Source organism: Kitasatospora sp. CM 4170, assembly GCF_032110285.1.
Taxonomy (GTDB): Bacteria; Actinomycetota; Actinomycetes; order Streptomycetales; family Streptomycetaceae; genus Kitasatospora; species Kitasatospora aburaviensis.
Genome location: NZ_CP134877.1, coordinates 4,046,707 through 4,063,039, shown reverse-complemented (window position 1 = coordinate 4,063,039; position 16,333 = coordinate 4,046,707). Strand labels below are relative to the sequence as shown.

Below are 16,333 nucleotides of genomic sequence, written 5' to 3'. Positions count from 1 at the left end.
GGCGGGCCCTTGACGAACCAGGCGCGGCGCGCGATTCTCAAGGCGCGAGTCCGCCCCGGTTGGTCCACTGCTGGATGCATAACCAGTGGCTCCGGCGGGAAGTGACTCCACGTGAGTGGTGGAGGTCCGGGAGTTCCCGGGCCGTGCAGTACCCGGCGGGCGTACGCGCCCGTCGGCGACCGGGAGGAGTCTCCGATTCGGTTTCCGAATCAGAGCTGGACAGCAGTGTGCCGTTTGGCTACACTGTCCCTTTGCGCTGCCTGTTAGCTGCTCCGTGACTCGTCGCCCGGAGTCTGCGTTGCCCTGAAGGGGTCTGGCATCGCCTCCGCAAAGCGGCTCTGACCTGGGATTTCCCCCGGCGGAGGCCGACGGTCACGGAGGCGGATCCAAGCCCGTGAAGGCCCGGCTGGTATGCGCGTAGTGAGCTCCGAGCCCTCGGAAGGACCCCCCTCTTGGCCGCGCCGCGCAACGCCTCGAACAATTCCGCCGCATCCACCGCCCCGCTCCGCGTCTCCTTCGCGAAGATCAAGGAGCCCCTCGAGGTCCCGAACCTCCTGGCCCTGCAGACCGAGAGCTTTGACTGGCTGCTCGGCAACGCGGCCTGGAAGTCCCGGGTCGAGCAGGCGCTGGAGTCTGGTCTGGACGTCCCCACCAAGTCCGGTCTGGAGGAGATCTTCGAGGAGATCTCGCCGATCGAGGACTTCAGCGGGTCGATGTCCCTGACCTTCCGCGACCACCGTTTCGAGCCGCCGAAGAACTCCATTGACGAGTGCAAGGACCGCGACTTCACGTTCGCGGCTCCGCTCTTCGTCACGGCCGAGTTCACCAACAACGAGACCGGTGAGATCAAGTCTCAGACGGTCTTCATGGGCGACTTCCCGCTCATGACCCACAAGGGCACGTTCGTGATCAACGGCACCGAGCGTGTCGTCGTGTCGCAGCTGGTCCGCTCCCCGGGTGTGTACTTCGACTCCACCCTGGACAAGGTGTCCGACAAGGACATCTACTCCTGCAAGGTCATCCCCTCGCGTGGTGCCTGGCTGGAGATGGAGATCGACAAGCGCGACATGGTCGGCGTCCGCATCGACCGCAAGCGCAAGCAGTCCGTCACCGTGCTGCTCAAGGCGCTCGGCTGGACCAACGAGATGATTCTCGAGGAGTTCGGCGAGTACGAGTCCATGCGCGCCACCCTGGAGAAGGACCACACCCAGGGCCAGGACGACGCGCTGCTGGACATCTACCGCAAGCTGCGTCCGGGCGAGCCGCCGACGCGTGAGGCCGCGCAGACGCTGCTCGAGAACCTCTACTTCAACCCGAAGCGCTACGACCTCGCGAAGGTCGGCCGCTACAAGGTCAACCGCAAGCTGGGCAACGCCGAGTCGCTGGACTCCGGCGTGCTCACCGAGCCCGACATCATCGGTGCGATCAAGTACCTGGTGAAGCTGCACGCCGGTGAGGCCGAGTGGCGCGACGAGAACGGCCGCGACATCGTGGTCGAGGTCGACGACATCGACCACTTCGGCAACCGCCGCCTGCGCAACGTCGGCGAGCTCATCCAGAACCAGGTCCGTACGGGTCTCGCCCGTATGGAGCGCGTCGTGCGCGAGCGCATGACCACCCAGGACGTCGAGGCGATCACGCCGCAGACCCTGATCAACATCCGGCCGGTCGTCGCCTCCATCAAGGAGTTCTTCGGCACCAGCCAGCTGTCGCAGTTCATGGACCAGACGAACCCGCTGTCGGGCCTGACCCACAAGCGCCGTCTGTCCGCCCTCGGCCCCGGTGGTCTCTCCCGTGAGCGCGCCGGCTTCGAGGTCCGTGACGTGCACCCCTCGCACTACGGCCGCATGTGTCCGATCGAGACCCCCGAAGGCCCGAACATCGGTCTGATCGGGTCGCTGGCCTCGTACGGCCGGGTCAACGCCTTCGGCTTCATCGAGACCCCGTACCGCAAGGTCGTCGACGGTGTGGTCACCGAGCAGGTGGACTACCTGACCGCCGACGAGGAGGACCGCTACGTCATCGCCCAGGCGAACGCGCCGCTGACCGCGGACCTGCACTTCGCCGAGCCGCGCGTCCTGGTCCGCCGCCGTGGTGGCGAGATCGACTACATCCCGGGCACCGAGATCGACTACATGGACGTCTCGCCGCGCCAGATGGTGTCGGTCGCGACCGCCATGATCCCGTTCCTCGAGCACGACGACGCCAACCGCGCGCTCATGGGCTCGAACATGATGCGCCAGGCGGTGCCGCTGCTGAAGAGCGAGGCTCCGCTGGTCGGTACCGGCATGGAGTACCGCTGTGCCGTCGACGCCGCCGACGTGATCACCGCCGAGAAGGCCGGCGTCGTCCAGGAGGTCTCGGCCGACTACGTCACCGTGGCCAACGACGACGGCACGTACACCACGTACCGCGCCGCCAAGTTCACCCGCTCGAACCAGGGCACCTCCTTCAACCAGAAGGTGCTCGTGGACGAGGGCGCCCGCGTCGAGGCCGGCCAGGTGCTGGCCGACGGCCCGTGCACCGACGAGGGCGAGATGGCGCTCGGCAAGAACCTCCTCGTGGCGTTCATGTCGTGGGAGGGCCACAACTACGAGGACGCGATCATCCTGTCGCAGCGCCTCGTGCAGGACGACGTCCTCTCCTCGATCCACATCGAGGAGCACGAGGTCGACGCCCGTGACACCAAGCTCGGCCCCGAGGAGATCACCCGGGACATCCCGAACGTCTCCGAGGAGGTCCTCGCCGACCTCGACGAGCGCGGCATCATCCGCATCGGCGCCGACGTCGTCACCGGCGACATCCTGGTCGGCAAGGTCACCCCGAAGGGTGAGACCGAGCTGACCCCGGAGGAGCGCCTGCTCCGCGCGATCTTCGGCGAGAAGGCGCGCGAGGTCCGCGACACCTCGCTGAAGGTGCCGCACGGTGAGTCCGGCAAGGTCATCGGCGTCCGCGTCTTCGACCGCGAGGAGGGCGACGAGCTTCCCCCGGGCGTGAACCAGCTGGTCCGCGTCTACGTGGCCCAGAAGCGCAAGATCACCCACGGTGACAAGCTCGCCGGCCGTCACGGCAACAAGGGTGTCATCTCCAAGATCCTTCCGGTTGAGGACATGCCGTTCCTCGAGGACGGCACCCCGGTCGACATCATCCTCAACCCGCTGGGTGTCCCGTCCCGAATGAACCCGGGACAGGTCCTGGAGATCCACCTCGGCTGGCTCGCCAAGCAGGGCTGGGACGTCTCCGGCCTCGCCGACGAGTGGGCCAAGCGCCTGCAGGTGATCGGCGCGGACAAGGTCGAGGGCGGCACCAACCTCGCCACCCCGGTCTTCGACGGCGCCCGCGAGGACGAGATCACCGGTCTGCTGGACAACACCACCCTCACCCGTGACGGTGAGCGCCTGGTGAACTCCACCGGCAAGGCCCGACTGTTCGACGGCCGCTCCGGCGAGCCGTTCCCGATGCCGGTCTCGGTCGGCTACATGTACATCCTCAAGCTGCACCACCTGGTCGACGACAAGCTGCACGCCCGCTCGACCGGCCCGTACTCGATGATCACCCAGCAGCCGCTGGGTGGTAAGGCGCAGTTCGGTGGTCAGCGCTTCGGTGAGATGGAGGTGTGGGCCCTTGAGGCGTACGGCGCGGCCTACGCGCTGCAGGAGCTGCTCACCATCAAGTCCGACGACGTGCTCGGCCGCGTGAAGGTCTACGAGGCCATCGTCAAGGGCGAGAACATCCCCGAGCCCGGCATTCCCGAGTCCTTCAAGGTCCTCATCAAGGAAATGCAGTCGCTCTGCCTCAACGTGGAGGTGCTGTCCTCGGACGGCCAGTCCATCGAGATGCGGGACTCCGACGAGGACGTGTTCCGCGCCGCCGAGGAGCTCGGCATCGACCTGTCCCGGCGCGAGCCGAGCAGCGTCGAAGAGGTCTGACGGAGGTTGGGCCGGCTGCCCGCTGAGCAGCCGGCCCGCCCCCAGGCCCCCCTCAGACCACACGAACGACTCTCGACTTACGAAAGAGGGCTTGACGACCAGTGCTTGACGTCAACTTCTTCGACGAGCTCCGCATCGGCCTGGCCACCGCCGACGACATCCGCCAGTGGTCGCACGGCGAGGTCAAGAAGCCGGAGACCATCAACTACCGCACCCTGAAGCCCGAAAAGGACGGACTCTTCTGCGAGAAGATCTTCGGCCCCACCCGGGACTGGGAGTGCTACTGCGGCAAGTACAAGCGCGTCCGCTTCAAGGGCATCATCTGTGAGCGCTGCGGCGTCGAGGTGACCCGCGCCAAGGTGCGCCGTGAGCGGATGGGCCACATCGAGCTGGCCGCCCCGGTCACCCACATCTGGTACTTCAAGGGTGTCCCGTCCCGCCTGGGCTACCTGCTGGACCTGGCGCCGAAGGACCTCGAGAAGGTCATCTACTTCGCCGCCTACATGATCACCTGGGTCGACGACGAGCGCCGCCAGCGCGACCTGCCGTCCCTGGAGGCGCACGTCTCGGTCGAGCGTCAGCAGATCGAGAACCGCCGCGACTCCGACCTCGAGGCCCGTGCCAAGAAGGCCGAGACCGACCTGGCCGAGCTGGAGGCCGAGGGCGCCAAGGCCGACGTGCGCCGCAAGGTGCGCGAGGGCGCCGAGCGTGAGATGAAGCAGCTGCGCGACCGCGCGCAGCGCGAGCTCGACCGCCTCGACGAGGTGTGGGCCCGCTTCAAGAACCTCAAGGTCCAGGACCTCGAGGGCGACGAGCTGCTCTACCGCGAGCTGCGCGACCGCTTCGGCACCTACTTCTCCGGCTCGATGGGCGCGGCGGCCCTCAAGGACCGCCTGGAGACCTTCGACCTGGCGGAGGAGTCCGAGCGCCTGCGCGAGATCATCCGCACCGGCAAGGGCCAGAAGAAGACCCGTGCGCTCAAGCGCCTCAAGGTCGTCTCCGCGTTCCTGCAGACCACCAACAAGCCCAACGGCATGGTGCTGGACTGCGTCCCGGTCATCCCGCCGGACCTGCGTCCGATGGTGCAGCTGGACGGTGGCCGCTTCGCGACCTCCGACCTGAACGACCTGTACCGCCGCGTCATCAACCGCAACAACCGCCTGAAGCGGCTTCTCGACCTCGGCGCGCCCGAGATCATCGTGAACAACGAGAAGCGCATGCTCCAGGAGGCCGTCGACGCGCTGTTCGACAACGGCCGTCGTGGCCGTCCGGTCACCGGCCCGGGCAACCGTCCGCTGAAGTCCCTCAGCGACATGCTGAAGGGTAAGCAGGGTCGTTTCCGCCAGAACCTGCTCGGCAAGCGAGTCGACTACTCGGCCCGTTCGGTCATCGTCGTCGGCCCGCAGCTCAAGCTGCACCAGTGCGGTCTGCCGAAGGCCATGGCGCTGGAGCTCTTCAAGCCGTTCGTGATGAAGCGCCTGGTCGACCTGAACCACGCGCAGAACATCAAGTCGGCCAAGCGCATGGTCGAGCGCGCCCGCCCGGTCGTGTGGGACGTGCTCGAAGAGGTCATCGCCGAGCACCCGGTGCTGCTGAACCGTGCACCCACCCTGCACCGCCTCGGCATCCAGGCCTTCGAGCCGCAGCTGGTCGAGGGCAAGGCCATCCAGATCCACCCGCTCGTCTGCACCGCGTTCAACGCGGACTTCGACGGTGACCAGATGGCCGTCCACCTGCCGCTCTCCGCGGAGGCGCAGGCCGAGGCCCGCATCCTGATGCTGTCCTCGAACAACATCCTGAAGCCGGCCGACGGTCGCCCCGTCACCATGCCGACCCAGGACATGGTGCTCGGTCTGTTCTTCCTCACCTCGGACCGCGAGAACGTGAAGGGCGCCGGCCGCTCCTTCTCGTCGACCGCCGAGGCGATCATGGCCTTCGACGCCCGCGACCTGGACGTCCAGGCCCCGATCGAGCTGCGCCTGCCGATCGGCACCGTCCCGCCCCGCGGCTGGACCGCGCCGGTGGACGAGGAGGGTCGCCCGACCTGGTTCGAGGGCGAGTCCTTCCGCCTGAACACCACCCTGGGCCGCGCGCTCTTCAACGAGCTGCTGCCCGAGGACTACCCGTTCGTCGACTACGAGGTGGGCAAGAAGCAGCTCTCCGCGATCGTCAACGACCTGGCGGAGCGCTACCCGAAGGTCGTCGTCGCGGCGACCCTGGACAACCTGAAGGCGTCCGGCTTCCACTGGTCGACCCGCTCGGGTGTCACCGTCTCGATCTCGGACGTCATCGTCCCGCCGAGCAAGCCCCAGATCCTGGAGGGCTACGAGGCGAAGGCGGAGAAGGTCCAGAAGCAGTACGAGCGCGGTCTGATCACCAACGACGAGCGCAAGCAGGAGCTCGTCGGCATCTGGACCCAGGCGACCAACGAGGTCGCGGACGCCATGGCCGCGAACTTCCCGAAGACGAACCCCATCTTCATGATGGTCGACTCGGGTGCTCGTGGAAACATGATGCAGATGCGCCAGATCGCCGGTATGCGTGGTCTGGTGTCCAACGCGAAGAACGAGACCATCCCGCGACCCATCAAGGCGTCGTTCCGTGAGGGTCTCACCGTGCTGGAGTACTTCATCTCCACCCACGGTGCCCGTAAGGGTCTCGCGGACACCGCCCTCCGTACCGCCGACTCCGGTTACCTCACCCGTCGTCTGGTCGACGTCTCCCAGGACGTCATCATTCGCGAGGAGGACTGCGGCACCGAGCGCGGCCTGAAGCTGGCGATCGGTTCCGTCGGTGCCGACGGCGTGCTGCGCAAGGCCGACGACGTCGAGACCAGCGTCTACGCCCGCATGCTCGCCGAGGACATCACGGTGGACGGCAAGCTCCTTGCCACCGCCAACACCGACCTCGGTGACGTGCTGATCGACGAGCTGATCCGCCACGGCATCAGCGAGGTCAAGACCCGCTCGATCCTGACCTGTGAGTCGGCCGTCGGCACCTGTGCCATGTGCTACGGGCGCTCGCTGGCCACCGGCAAGCTGGTCGACATCGGTGAGGCGGTCGGCATCATCGCCGCCCAGTCCATCGGTGAGCCCGGTACCCAGCTGACCATGCGTACCTTCCACACCGGTGGTGTGGCCGGTGACGACATCACCCAGGGTCTGCCGCGTGTCGTCGAGCTCTTCGAGGCCCGTACCCCCAAGGGTGTGGCCCCGATCTCGGAGGCGCAGGGCCGGGTCCGCATCGAGGACACCGAGAAGACCCGCAAGCTGGTCATCACGCCGGACGACGGCACCGACGAGATCGCCTACCCGGTCTCGAAGCGTGTGAAGCTGCTCGTCAGCGAGGGCGAGGCGGTCGAGGTCGGCCAGAAGCTGACCATGGGTGCCACCAACCCGCACGACGTCCTGCGCATCATGGGCCAGCGTGCCGTCCAGGTCCACCTGGTCGCCGAGGTCCAGAAGGTCTACAACTCGCAGGGTGTGTCGATCCACGACAAGCACATCGAGATCATCATCCGGCAGATGCTCCGCCGCGTGACGATCATCGAGTCGGGCGACGCCGAGCTGCTCCCGGGCGAGCTCGTCGAGCGCGGCCGCTTCGAGCAGGAGAACCGTCGCGTGGTCTCCGAGGGCGGTCACCCCGCCTCCGGCCGTCCGCAGCTGATGGGTATCACCAAGGCCTCGCTGGCCACCGAGTCCTGGCTGTCGGCCGCCTCCTTCCAGGAGACGACCCGGGTCCTCACCGACGCGGCGATCCACGCCAAGTCGGACCCGCTGCTGGGCCTCAAGGAGAACGTCATCCTCGGTAAGCTCATCCCGGCCGGTACGGGTCTGCCCCGCTACCGCAACATCCGGGTCGAGCCGACCGAGGAGGCCAAGGCCGCCATGTACTCGGCCGTCGGCTACGACGACTACGACCTGTCGCCCTTCGGCGCCGGCTCCGGCCAGGCGGTCCCGCTGGACGACTACGACTACGGCCCGTACACCGGCTGAGTCCACGGTCACTGAACGCCGCAGGGCGGTCACCCCATCCGGGTGGCCGCCCTGCGGCGTTCCCGCATCCGGATCCGTCGCGCGGGGGAGGCGGCGGAACCGCTCCTGCGGGCGAGGCGCCGGCGGGCCCGCCCGGGGGAGCCTCGGAGCGTCGAGACACGGATGCGGGAGGAGCCGGGAATGAAGCGGGTACTGGGTGCGGTGGCGATCACGGGGGCGGTGCTGGCCGGGATGTCCGGCTGCTTCGTCGGGGACGACGAGGAGCGCCGCGACGTCAGCTACGCGGTGGCCGAGCCGGTCCGGGTGCTGGTCGTCCAGGGCCGGATCGGCGGGGTGGTCGTGCGCGGTGGCGAGGGAACCGGGGCCCGGGTCACCGAGCACCAGAACTACCGGGGGGAGGCGCCCCGCAGCAGCCACGAGCTGAAGGACGGGACGCTCACGCTGACCTACGACTGCGACGACTGCGGGCTCGGCTACGAGGTGGACGTGCCGGCCGGGACGACCGTGCGGGTGACGGCGGAGACCGGCGGTGTGCGGCTGAGCGGGCTGGCCGGCGAGGTGGAGGCGACGGTCTCCACCGGCGGGGTGGAGGCGAGCGGGCTGACCTCGCCGACGGCGCTGCTGCGGTCCGACACGGGCGGGATCGAGGCCTCCTTCGCCGCTGCGCCGGCGAAGGTCGAGGCCCGGGCCGGGACCGGCGGGGTGCGGCTGCGGGTGCCGGCCGGAGACGCCTACGCAGTGGACGCGAGCGCCGGGACGGGCGGGGTGGACGTGGCGGTGCCGCGGCAGCCGGGGGCGCCGCGCGGCATCCTCGCCCGGGCCGAGACGGGGGGCGTGACGGTCGCGCATGGCTGAGCTCCGGGTGCCGAGCGTGCTGCCGGTGGGGCATGATCTTCTCCGCGGGGGCGGTGCCCCCGGGCTCGGGGGAGGGGTCGCGGTGGGACGAGTGGCGCAGTGGTGGGCCAGGTTGGCCGGGGGGAACCCGTACCTGCTGGACGTGCCGCTGGCGGTGTTCTCGTTCGCGGTCTCGCTCTGGTCGGTCCGCAACGACGACACGGACTGGCCCTGGTGGGTCTACGCGATGACGATCGGCACCGCCCTGCCGCTGCCCTGGCGCCGCCGGGCGCCGCTGACGGTGGCCGCCCTCAGCGGTCTGGCGTCGATCCCGGTGTCGGTCGTCGCCCACTCGGTGATGCCGCAGATCCCGGTGTACGCGGTGGTCAGCATCTACACGGTGGCGGACCGGGCCCGGGACTGGCAGCGCCGGCTGCTGCTGGGGGTCCTGGTGGTCTCCAACATCCTGGGCACGCACTCGGTGAACGGCGCGTTCTTCAGCCTGCTGCTGACGATCGGCACCTTCGTCTTCGGCTCGCTGGTGCGCGAGCTGCGCCGGCTGGCCCGGGTGGAGGCCGACCGGGCGCTGGAGGCCGGGCGGCGGGCGGCTAGCGACGCGGCCCGCGCGGTGGTCGAGGAGCGGGCCCGGATCGCCCGCGAGATGCACGACATCCTGGCTCACGCCGTCTCGTTGATGGTCATTCAGGCCGAGGCGGGGCCGCTGGTGGTGCGCGACAACCCGGATCGGGCCATCCGTGCCTTCGACGACATCGCCGGCGCGGGCCGCGACGCGATGGTCCAACTGCGCCGGGTACTCGGGGTGTTGAAGGAGGACGGCGCGGCGCCGGAGCTGGCTCCGCAGCCGCGGCTGGCCGAACTGCCGGCGCTGGCCGAGCGGGTGCGCAGCACCGGGCCGGTGGTCGAGCTGGAGGTGGACGCCACCGCCGGGCCGTTGCCGGCCGAGGTGGAGGCTGCGGCCTACCGGATCGTGCAGGAGGCGCTGACCAACACGGTGAAGCACGCCGAGGCCTCGCGGGTGGAGGTACGGGTGGTCCGCGCGGGGGAGGAGCTGTCGGTCACGGTGGCCGACGACGGGCGCGGGCTGCGACTGTCGTCGGAGCACGTGGCGAGCGGCTGGTCCGGCGGGCGGGGCCTGGTCGGCATCCGGGAACGGGCGGTGGCCTGCGGCGGCCGGGCCGAGGCCGGGCCGGGGCCGGGCGGCAGGGGTTTCCTGGTGAGCGCCCGGCTGCCCCTGGGTGCAGCGGGCCTGGCGGAGAAGGTGGGCTGATGCAGCCGATACGGGTGGTCGTCGCGGACGACCAGGAGCTGGTGCGGGCCGGGTTCGGGATGATCCTGGACGCGCAGCCGGACATCGAGGTGGTCGGCGAGGCCTGCGACGGGGCGGAGGCGATCGAGGCGGTGCGGGTGCACGAACCGGACGTGCTGCTGCTGGACGTCCGGATGCCCGTGATGGACGGGTTGGAGGCGGCCCGGCGGGTCTGCGCCGAGTACCCCGCCACCAAGGTGATCATGCTGACCACCTTCGACATCGACGACTACGTCTTCGACGCGCTGTACGCCGGGGCCAGCGGCTTCCTGCTGAAGGACGTCCGCCGGGACGACCTGGCCCACGGCGTACGGATGGTGGCCTCCGGCGAGGCGCTGCTGGCGCCGTCGGTGACGCGCCGGCTGATCGGCGAGTTCGCCGCCCGCCGGCCGGGCGGGCCGGGCGCCGCGGCCCAGGGGGTGCAGGGCGTCCGGGCGCCGTCCCGGCTGCTGGAGCAGCTGACCGTGCGGGAGCAGGAGACGCTGCGGCTGCTGGCCCGCGGGCTCTCCAACGCGGAGATCGCGGCCGAGCTGGTGGTGAGCGAGCACACCGTGAAGACGCACGTCAGCAACGTGCTGGCCAAGCTCGGGCTGCGGGACCGGGTGCACGCGGTGGTGTTCGCCTACGAGGCGGGCGCGGTGGTGGCCGGGCAGGGCTGAGCGCGGGTCAGGGCCGGGCGGCGCGGGGCCGGGCTGCTCAGGGCTGAGCGCGGCTCACCCGCGCGGGGGAGGCGGGCACTTCGCCGGTACGGGCGATCCGCGACGAGGGCCGGAGCGGACAGCATCGGTGGTGTCGGAACGGACCCACGGATTCGGAGCGCACCCATGAACACCTCGAAGCCCGCCCGCCTCACCCCGCTCGCCGTCGTCGGCGCCCCCGCCCTGATGGGCCTGTACGGCGGCGTGCGGCTGCTGGAGGGCTCCCGCGACCCGGGCCCCGGCTGGCTGGTCGGCCACGGCCTGATGTTCGTCGGGCTGCTGCTGTTCGGCGTGGTGCTGGCGGCGCTGCGCCGGGGGCTGCGGCCCCGCGGGGCGGTGGGCCGGCTCGCCGCGGACGCGGCCGCGGGGACGGCCTTCGCGGGCCTGGTGGCCTCGTTGGGGCAGATCGGCATCGACCTCTACGTCGGGGCGGTGGCCGTCGACAAGGCGGACCAGCACCGGCTGTTCGACGTCGTCCAGAGCCGGCCGGGGGTGCTGCCGGCCTTCTACACGGTCGGTCCGCTGCTGTTCTACGTCGGCCTGCTGGCGCTGCTGGTGGCCGCCGCGGCGGGCCGGACGCGCACGCTGCGCTGGTGGAGCCCGGTGCTGGTGCTGGTCGGCACCGCGATGACGGCGGCCGACCTGGCGCTGATCCCGTTGGCCGCCGTGCTCTACCTGGCGGCCCTGGCCCCGCTGGCGGGCTTCACCGCGGTGCGCCGACCGGTGGCCGCCCGGGCCTGAGCGGGTCGGCCCGGGCCCGAGCGGGCGGTGGCGGGGCCGCCGGCGGAATTCGCTGGCGGCCCCGACGGCCGGACCGTACCGTCCGGGGCATGAACGCGAAGCGTCCGCTGATCGCCGTGCTCACCGGAGCAGGCATCTCCACCGACTCCGGCATCCCCGACTACCGCGGCCCGAACGGCCTCTGGCAGCGCGACCCGAGCGCCCAGGACCTGGTCACCATCGGCCCGTACCTGGCCGACCCGGACGTCCGCCGCCGCTCCTGGCTGCTGCGCCGGGACGCCGGCGCGCTGGCCGCCGAGCCGAACGCGGGCCACCGGGCCCTGGTCGAGCTGGAGCGCAGCGGGCTGCCGATGCGGGTGCTCACCCAGAACGTCGACGGCCTGCACCAGCGGGCCGGTCTGACGCCCCGCAAGGTGCTCGAACTGCACGGCACCGCCCGGGAGGTGCAGTGCGTGGACTGCCGGGTGGTGGGTTCGATGGAGGAGGCGCTGGAGCGCGTCGCGGCCGGCGAGCCGGACCCGGCCTGCCGGGCCTGCGGCGGTGTGCTCAAGCCCCGTACGGTGATGTTCGGTGAGGCGCTGGACCAGGTGGTCCTCCAGCAGGCCGACGCCATCGCCAGGAACTGCGACCTCTTCATCGCCGTCGGCACCAGCCTCCAGGTCTACCCGGTGGCCGCGCTCCCGCAGATCGCCCTGGAGTCCGGCGCCCGCCTGATCGTGGTGAACGGCGAGCCCACGCCGTTCGACGCGGCGGCGGCCGAGGTGATCCGCGAGCCGATCTCCACCGCCCTCCCGGCGCTGGTGCGGCGGCTGCTGGCCGAGGCGTCCTGAGGCCGGGCACCCGGAGGCCGAACGCTCCCGGGCCCTGTCCGGCCGATCTCCTCGTGCGCGCGGGACGACCGGACAGGGCCTTAAACCGGACAGGCCGCGTGCGTACGATGATCATCCCGGCTCTCCCCCTCACGGCCAGGAGTGATCGATCGATGACGACGACGGCGAAGTTCGACCCCTGGTCGGCGGCGTTCGTGGCCCACCCGTACGACGCGTACGCCGAGCTGCGCGAGCACGCGCCGGTGACGTACTTCGAACCGACCGGCCAGTGGCTGGTGTCCCGGTACGAGGACGTCAGCGCGCTGCTGCGGGACCGGCGGCTCGGGCGGACGTACACCCACCGCTTCACCCACGAGGAGTTCGGCCGGCCCGCGCCCGACCCGGCGCACGAGCCGTTCCACACGCTCAACGACCACGGGCTGCTCGACCTGGAGGGCCCGGACCACACCCGGATCCGCCGTCTGGTCTCCAAGGCGTTCACCCCGCGGATGGTCGAGGGCCTGCGGCCGACCGTGCAGCGGCTCGCCGGCGAACTGGTGGACGGGCTGCTCGCGGCCGGCGGCGGCGACCTGATCGCGACCGTCGCCGAGCCGCTGCCGGTCGCGGTGATCGCCGAGATGCTCGGCGTCCCGGAGGCGGACCGGCACCTGCTGCGGCCCTGGTCCGCCGACATCACCGGCATGTTCGAGCTCAACCCCACCGAGGAGGCCGCCCGCCGGGCGGTCACCGCGAGCACCGAGTTCTCCGACTACCTGCGGGCGCTGATCCGCGAGCGCCGGGCCGCCCCCGGCGGGGACCTGATCAGCGCGCTGATCCAGGCCCAGGAGGGCGCGGACGCGCTCAGCGAGCAGGAGATGGTCTCCACCTGCGTGCTGCTGCTCAACGCCGGCCACGAGGCGACCGTCAACACCACCGGCAACGGCTGGTGGGCACTGTTCCGCAACCCCGACGAGCTGGCCGGGCTGCGCGCCGACGTGGACGGCCTGCTGCCGACCGCCGTCGAGGAGCTGATGCGCTGGGACACCCCGCTGCAGATGTTCGAGCGCTGGGTGCTGGAGGACATCGAGGTCCGCGGCGTCACCGTCCCGCGCGGAGCCGAGATCGCCCTGCTCTTCGGCTCCGCCAACCGCGACCCGGCCCGCTTCGCCGACCCCGACCGGCTCGACCTCGGCCGCACCGACAACCCGCACATCACCTTCGGCGCGGGCATCCACTTCTGCCTCGGCGCCCCGCTCGCCAGGCTGGAGCTGAGCGAGTCGTACGGCGCGCTGCTGCGCCGGGCGCCGGGCCTGCGGCTGGTCCGCGAGCCCGAGTGGCGCCCGGGCTACGTGATCCGCGGGCTGCGGGAGCTGCTGGTCGAGGTCTGATCCGGCCGGCGGCGCCCCGGCCGGGCGAAGCGGGCGGGCCCGGGCGGCCCGGTGCGGGCCGTGGAACCGGCCGGGCGGCGGGCACGTCGAACCGCCATGACGAGCCGCACGCACGGAACCCGGTTCCCCGCCCGCCGCCCGGCGGTCCTGCTCCTCACCGCCGCGCTCGCCGCGCCGCTGCTCGCCGGGTGCGGCAGCGGCGCCGCCGGCGCACCGATCGTCGTCCGGGCCTCCGCACCCGCCTCCCTGCCGCCCGCCGACCCGGCCCAGCTCGAAGCGACCGCGGCCGCCGCCAACGCCTTCGGTCTCGACCTCCTGCACACCCTGACCGCGACGCCCGACCAGGCCGGCCGCAACCTGGTGCTCTCCCCGGCCGGCCTGGCCACCGTGCTCGCCATGGTGCTGCCCGGCGCCCGCGGCACCACCGCCGACGAGCTCGCCCGGGCGCTGCACACCGACCTCACCCCGCAGCAGTACGCCGTCGCCACGGGCGCCCTCGGCCGCGGCGTCCCGCCCGCCGACGGCCTGACCCTCCGGCAGACCGACGACCTCTGGGTCCAGCAGGGCTTCCCGCTCGGCCAGGACTACCTGGGCACGCTGGCCGCCGCCTTCGACACCGGCGTGCACCCGGTCGACTTCCAGAAGCACCCGGACGACGCCCGCAGGACGGTCAACTCGGCGGTGGAGAAGGCCACCGAGGGGCGGATCAAGGACCTCTTCGGCCCGGACGGGCTCAACCGGGACACCCGGCTGGCCCTCACCGACGCGCTCTACCTCAAGGCGAAGTGGGCCGCCCCGTTCCAGGCCGCGAACACCGCGGAGCGGCCGTTCCACCGCCTCGACGGCTCCACCCCGGCGGTCGGCACGATGAGCCGGACCGCGACCCTGCGCTACGCCGAGGGCTCCGGCGGCATCCTCGGCGAGCCGTGGCAGGCCGTCGAGCTGCCCTACGCCGGCGGCCGGCTCGCGATGGACGTGGTGGTGCCCGCGCAGGGCGGGTTCGAGGCCTTCCGCAAGGGCCTGGACCAGACGCAGCTGGCGCTGATCCTGGACTCGCTCGCCGAGCGGCAGGTCGACCTGGCGCTGCCGCGCTTCCACTTCGACACCGCCAACGAGCTCACCCCCGCACTGCGCGCGCTCGGTGTGCAGGCGGCCTTCGGCCCGGCCGACCTCAGCGGCATCCCCGGCCCCGGCAACAACGAACGGCTGGTGATCGGCACCGTCGTGCAGAAGGCCACCGTCCAGGTGGACGAGGAGGGCACGGTGGCCGCCGCCGGCAGCGGCGTCGGCCTGGAGGCGACGGCCGCGCAGGCCCCCCGGGAGCCCGCCGTGCTGCACGTCGACCGGCCGTTCCTCTTCCTGATCCGGGACACCGCCAACGGGCGGCCGCTCTTCCTCGGCCAGGTCACCGACCCCCAGGCGCACTGAGCCCCGGCGCACCGATCCCCGGTCGCCCCGGCGCGCGTCAGGGCGACCGGGGCGACCGGGGCCGCTACCAGGCCGGGTAGCGGTCGCCGAGCGCCGGGTGGGCCGGCTCCCGGCTGCCGAACAGCACCAGCAGGTCGTCCGCGACCCGCAGCAGCGTCTCGTTGCCCTCCACCGCGTCGGTCCAGGCCGTCGGCAGCGCCGCGGCGCCGTACGCCGCGCCGACCAGGTTGCCGCAGACCGCACCGGTGGAGTCGCTGTCCCCGGAGTGGTTCACCGACAGCAGCAGGGCGCCCCTGGCCGGGTCCGGTCCCGAGGCGGTGGCCAGCAGGCAGTACACCGCGATGGCCAGGCACTCCTCGGCGATCCAGCCGAGCCCGACCCGCTCCACCGCCTCCGCCGACGGCTCGGCCTCCTCGGCCACCCGGACGGCCCTCGCCAGTGCCTGGACGGTCTCCTTGGAGGACGGCCAGTCCCGGGTCTGCTCGACGGTCAGGCCGACCGCCGTCCACGGCTCCACGCCGTCCGCCAGCCGCTCCACCAGCGACGCGAACGCACCCGCCGCCAGGTACCCGGTGGGGTGCCCGTGGGTCAGCTGGGCGCACTGGGCCGCCAGGCCGAAGGACTGCTCGGCGCCCAGCCGGGCCAGCCCGAACGGCGCCGAGCGCATCACCGTGCCGCACCCCTTGGAGTGCGCGTTGATCGGCCCGGGCTGCCCGAACGGGGCCGGCGCCTCGAACTCCGGGTGGTAGGACACCCCGCTCAGGCAGGCGTTGCCCGGCGCCCGCCGCGCGTACAGGAACGGCTGCCGCAGCAGCCAGCCGTCGTACGGGCGGGGGAGCGGGTGGCGGTCCGGCGCGCCCTGGTTCTGCGTCAGCAGCCAGCGCCGGTAGGCGCCGTGCACGGCCTCCGGCACCGAGCCGCCGCCGCCCGACCAGCCGCGGACGAAGCCGCGGATCAGGCCCTCGGCGGTGAACAGCGTCATCTGGGTGTCGTCGGTGACCTCGGCGATCCGGCCGCCGGACGGCAGGCCGGTCACGCCGGCCCGGCCGTACTGCCCCCGGATCTGGTGCAGCTGCTGGAACTCCACCGGCCAGCCCAGGGCGTCGCCGACCGCGCCGCCGAGCAGCGCGCCGCGCACCCGGTCCGGGTATTTGGGCTCGGTCACCGTCGCTCCCCCTCGTTCG

General features: G+C 71.6%; 10 protein-coding genes. 9 read left to right on the top strand and 1 reads right to left on the bottom strand.

The window, feature by feature from the left end; translation table 11 throughout:
• Positions 1-452 precede the first annotated feature (452 nt).
• From rpoB to RMN57_RS16955, 9 genes are all read left to right on the top strand, one after another.
• Entirely contained in the window at positions 453-3,929 is a 3,477-nt protein-coding gene (gene rpoB / locus RMN57_RS16995; protein WP_313764208.1) for a DNA-directed RNA polymerase subunit beta, read from the top strand.
• A 101-nt stretch (positions 3,930-4,030) separates the two neighbouring features.
• The gene (locus RMN57_RS16990) at positions 4,031-7,924 is read left to right on the top strand and encodes a DNA-directed RNA polymerase subunit beta' (RefSeq protein WP_313764207.1); all 3,894 of its coding nucleotides are present in this window, start codon (positions 4,031-4,033) and stop codon (positions 7,922-7,924) included.
• Positions 7,925-8,104: 180 nt separating this feature from the next.
• Entirely contained in the window at positions 8,105-8,779 is a 675-nt protein-coding gene (locus tag RMN57_RS16985; protein WP_313764206.1) for a hypothetical protein, read from the top strand.
• A gap of 82 nt (positions 8,780-8,861) precedes the next feature.
• Positions 8,862-10,046: a sensor histidine kinase gene (locus tag RMN57_RS16980; RefSeq protein ID WP_313764205.1), complete on the top strand. Its 1,185-nt coding sequence runs from the start codon at positions 8,862-8,864 to the stop codon at positions 10,044-10,046.
• Entirely contained in the window at positions 10,046-10,744 is a 699-nt protein-coding gene (locus RMN57_RS16975; RefSeq protein WP_313764204.1) for a response regulator transcription factor, read from the top strand. The genes RMN57_RS16980 and RMN57_RS16975 overlap by 1 nt, the downstream gene beginning before the upstream one ends.
• 165 nt (positions 10,745-10,909) lie before the next feature.
• Positions 10,910-11,524, top strand: coding sequence for a hypothetical protein (locus RMN57_RS16970; protein ID WP_313764203.1), 615 nt, complete (start codon positions 10,910-10,912; stop codon positions 11,522-11,524).
• A gap of 89 nt (positions 11,525-11,613) precedes the next feature.
• Positions 11,614-12,354 carry an NAD-dependent deacylase gene (locus RMN57_RS16965; protein WP_313764202.1) on the top strand — a complete coding sequence of 247 codons (741 nt, stop codon included), beginning with the start codon at positions 11,614-11,616 and terminating at the stop codon, positions 12,352-12,354.
• Between the two features lie 152 nt (positions 12,355-12,506).
• Complete coding sequence (locus RMN57_RS16960; RefSeq protein WP_313764201.1) at positions 12,507-13,721, top strand: cytochrome P450; 1,215 nt, start codon at positions 12,507-12,509, stop codon at positions 13,719-13,721.
• A 96-nt stretch (positions 13,722-13,817) separates the two neighbouring features.
• The gene (locus RMN57_RS16955) at positions 13,818-15,149 is read left to right on the top strand and encodes a serpin family protein (protein WP_313764200.1); all 1,332 of its coding nucleotides are present in this window, start codon (positions 13,818-13,820) and stop codon (positions 15,147-15,149) included.
• Between the two features lie 64 nt (positions 15,150-15,213).
• Here the strand turns inward: RMN57_RS16955 and RMN57_RS16950 are convergent, their stop codons facing one another.
• Positions 15,214-16,314 carry an ADP-ribosylglycohydrolase family protein gene (locus RMN57_RS16950; protein WP_313764199.1) on the bottom strand — a complete coding sequence of 367 codons (1,101 nt, stop codon included), beginning with the start codon at positions 16,312-16,314 and terminating at the stop codon, positions 15,214-15,216.
• Between the last annotated feature and the right edge of the window lie 19 nt (positions 16,315-16,333).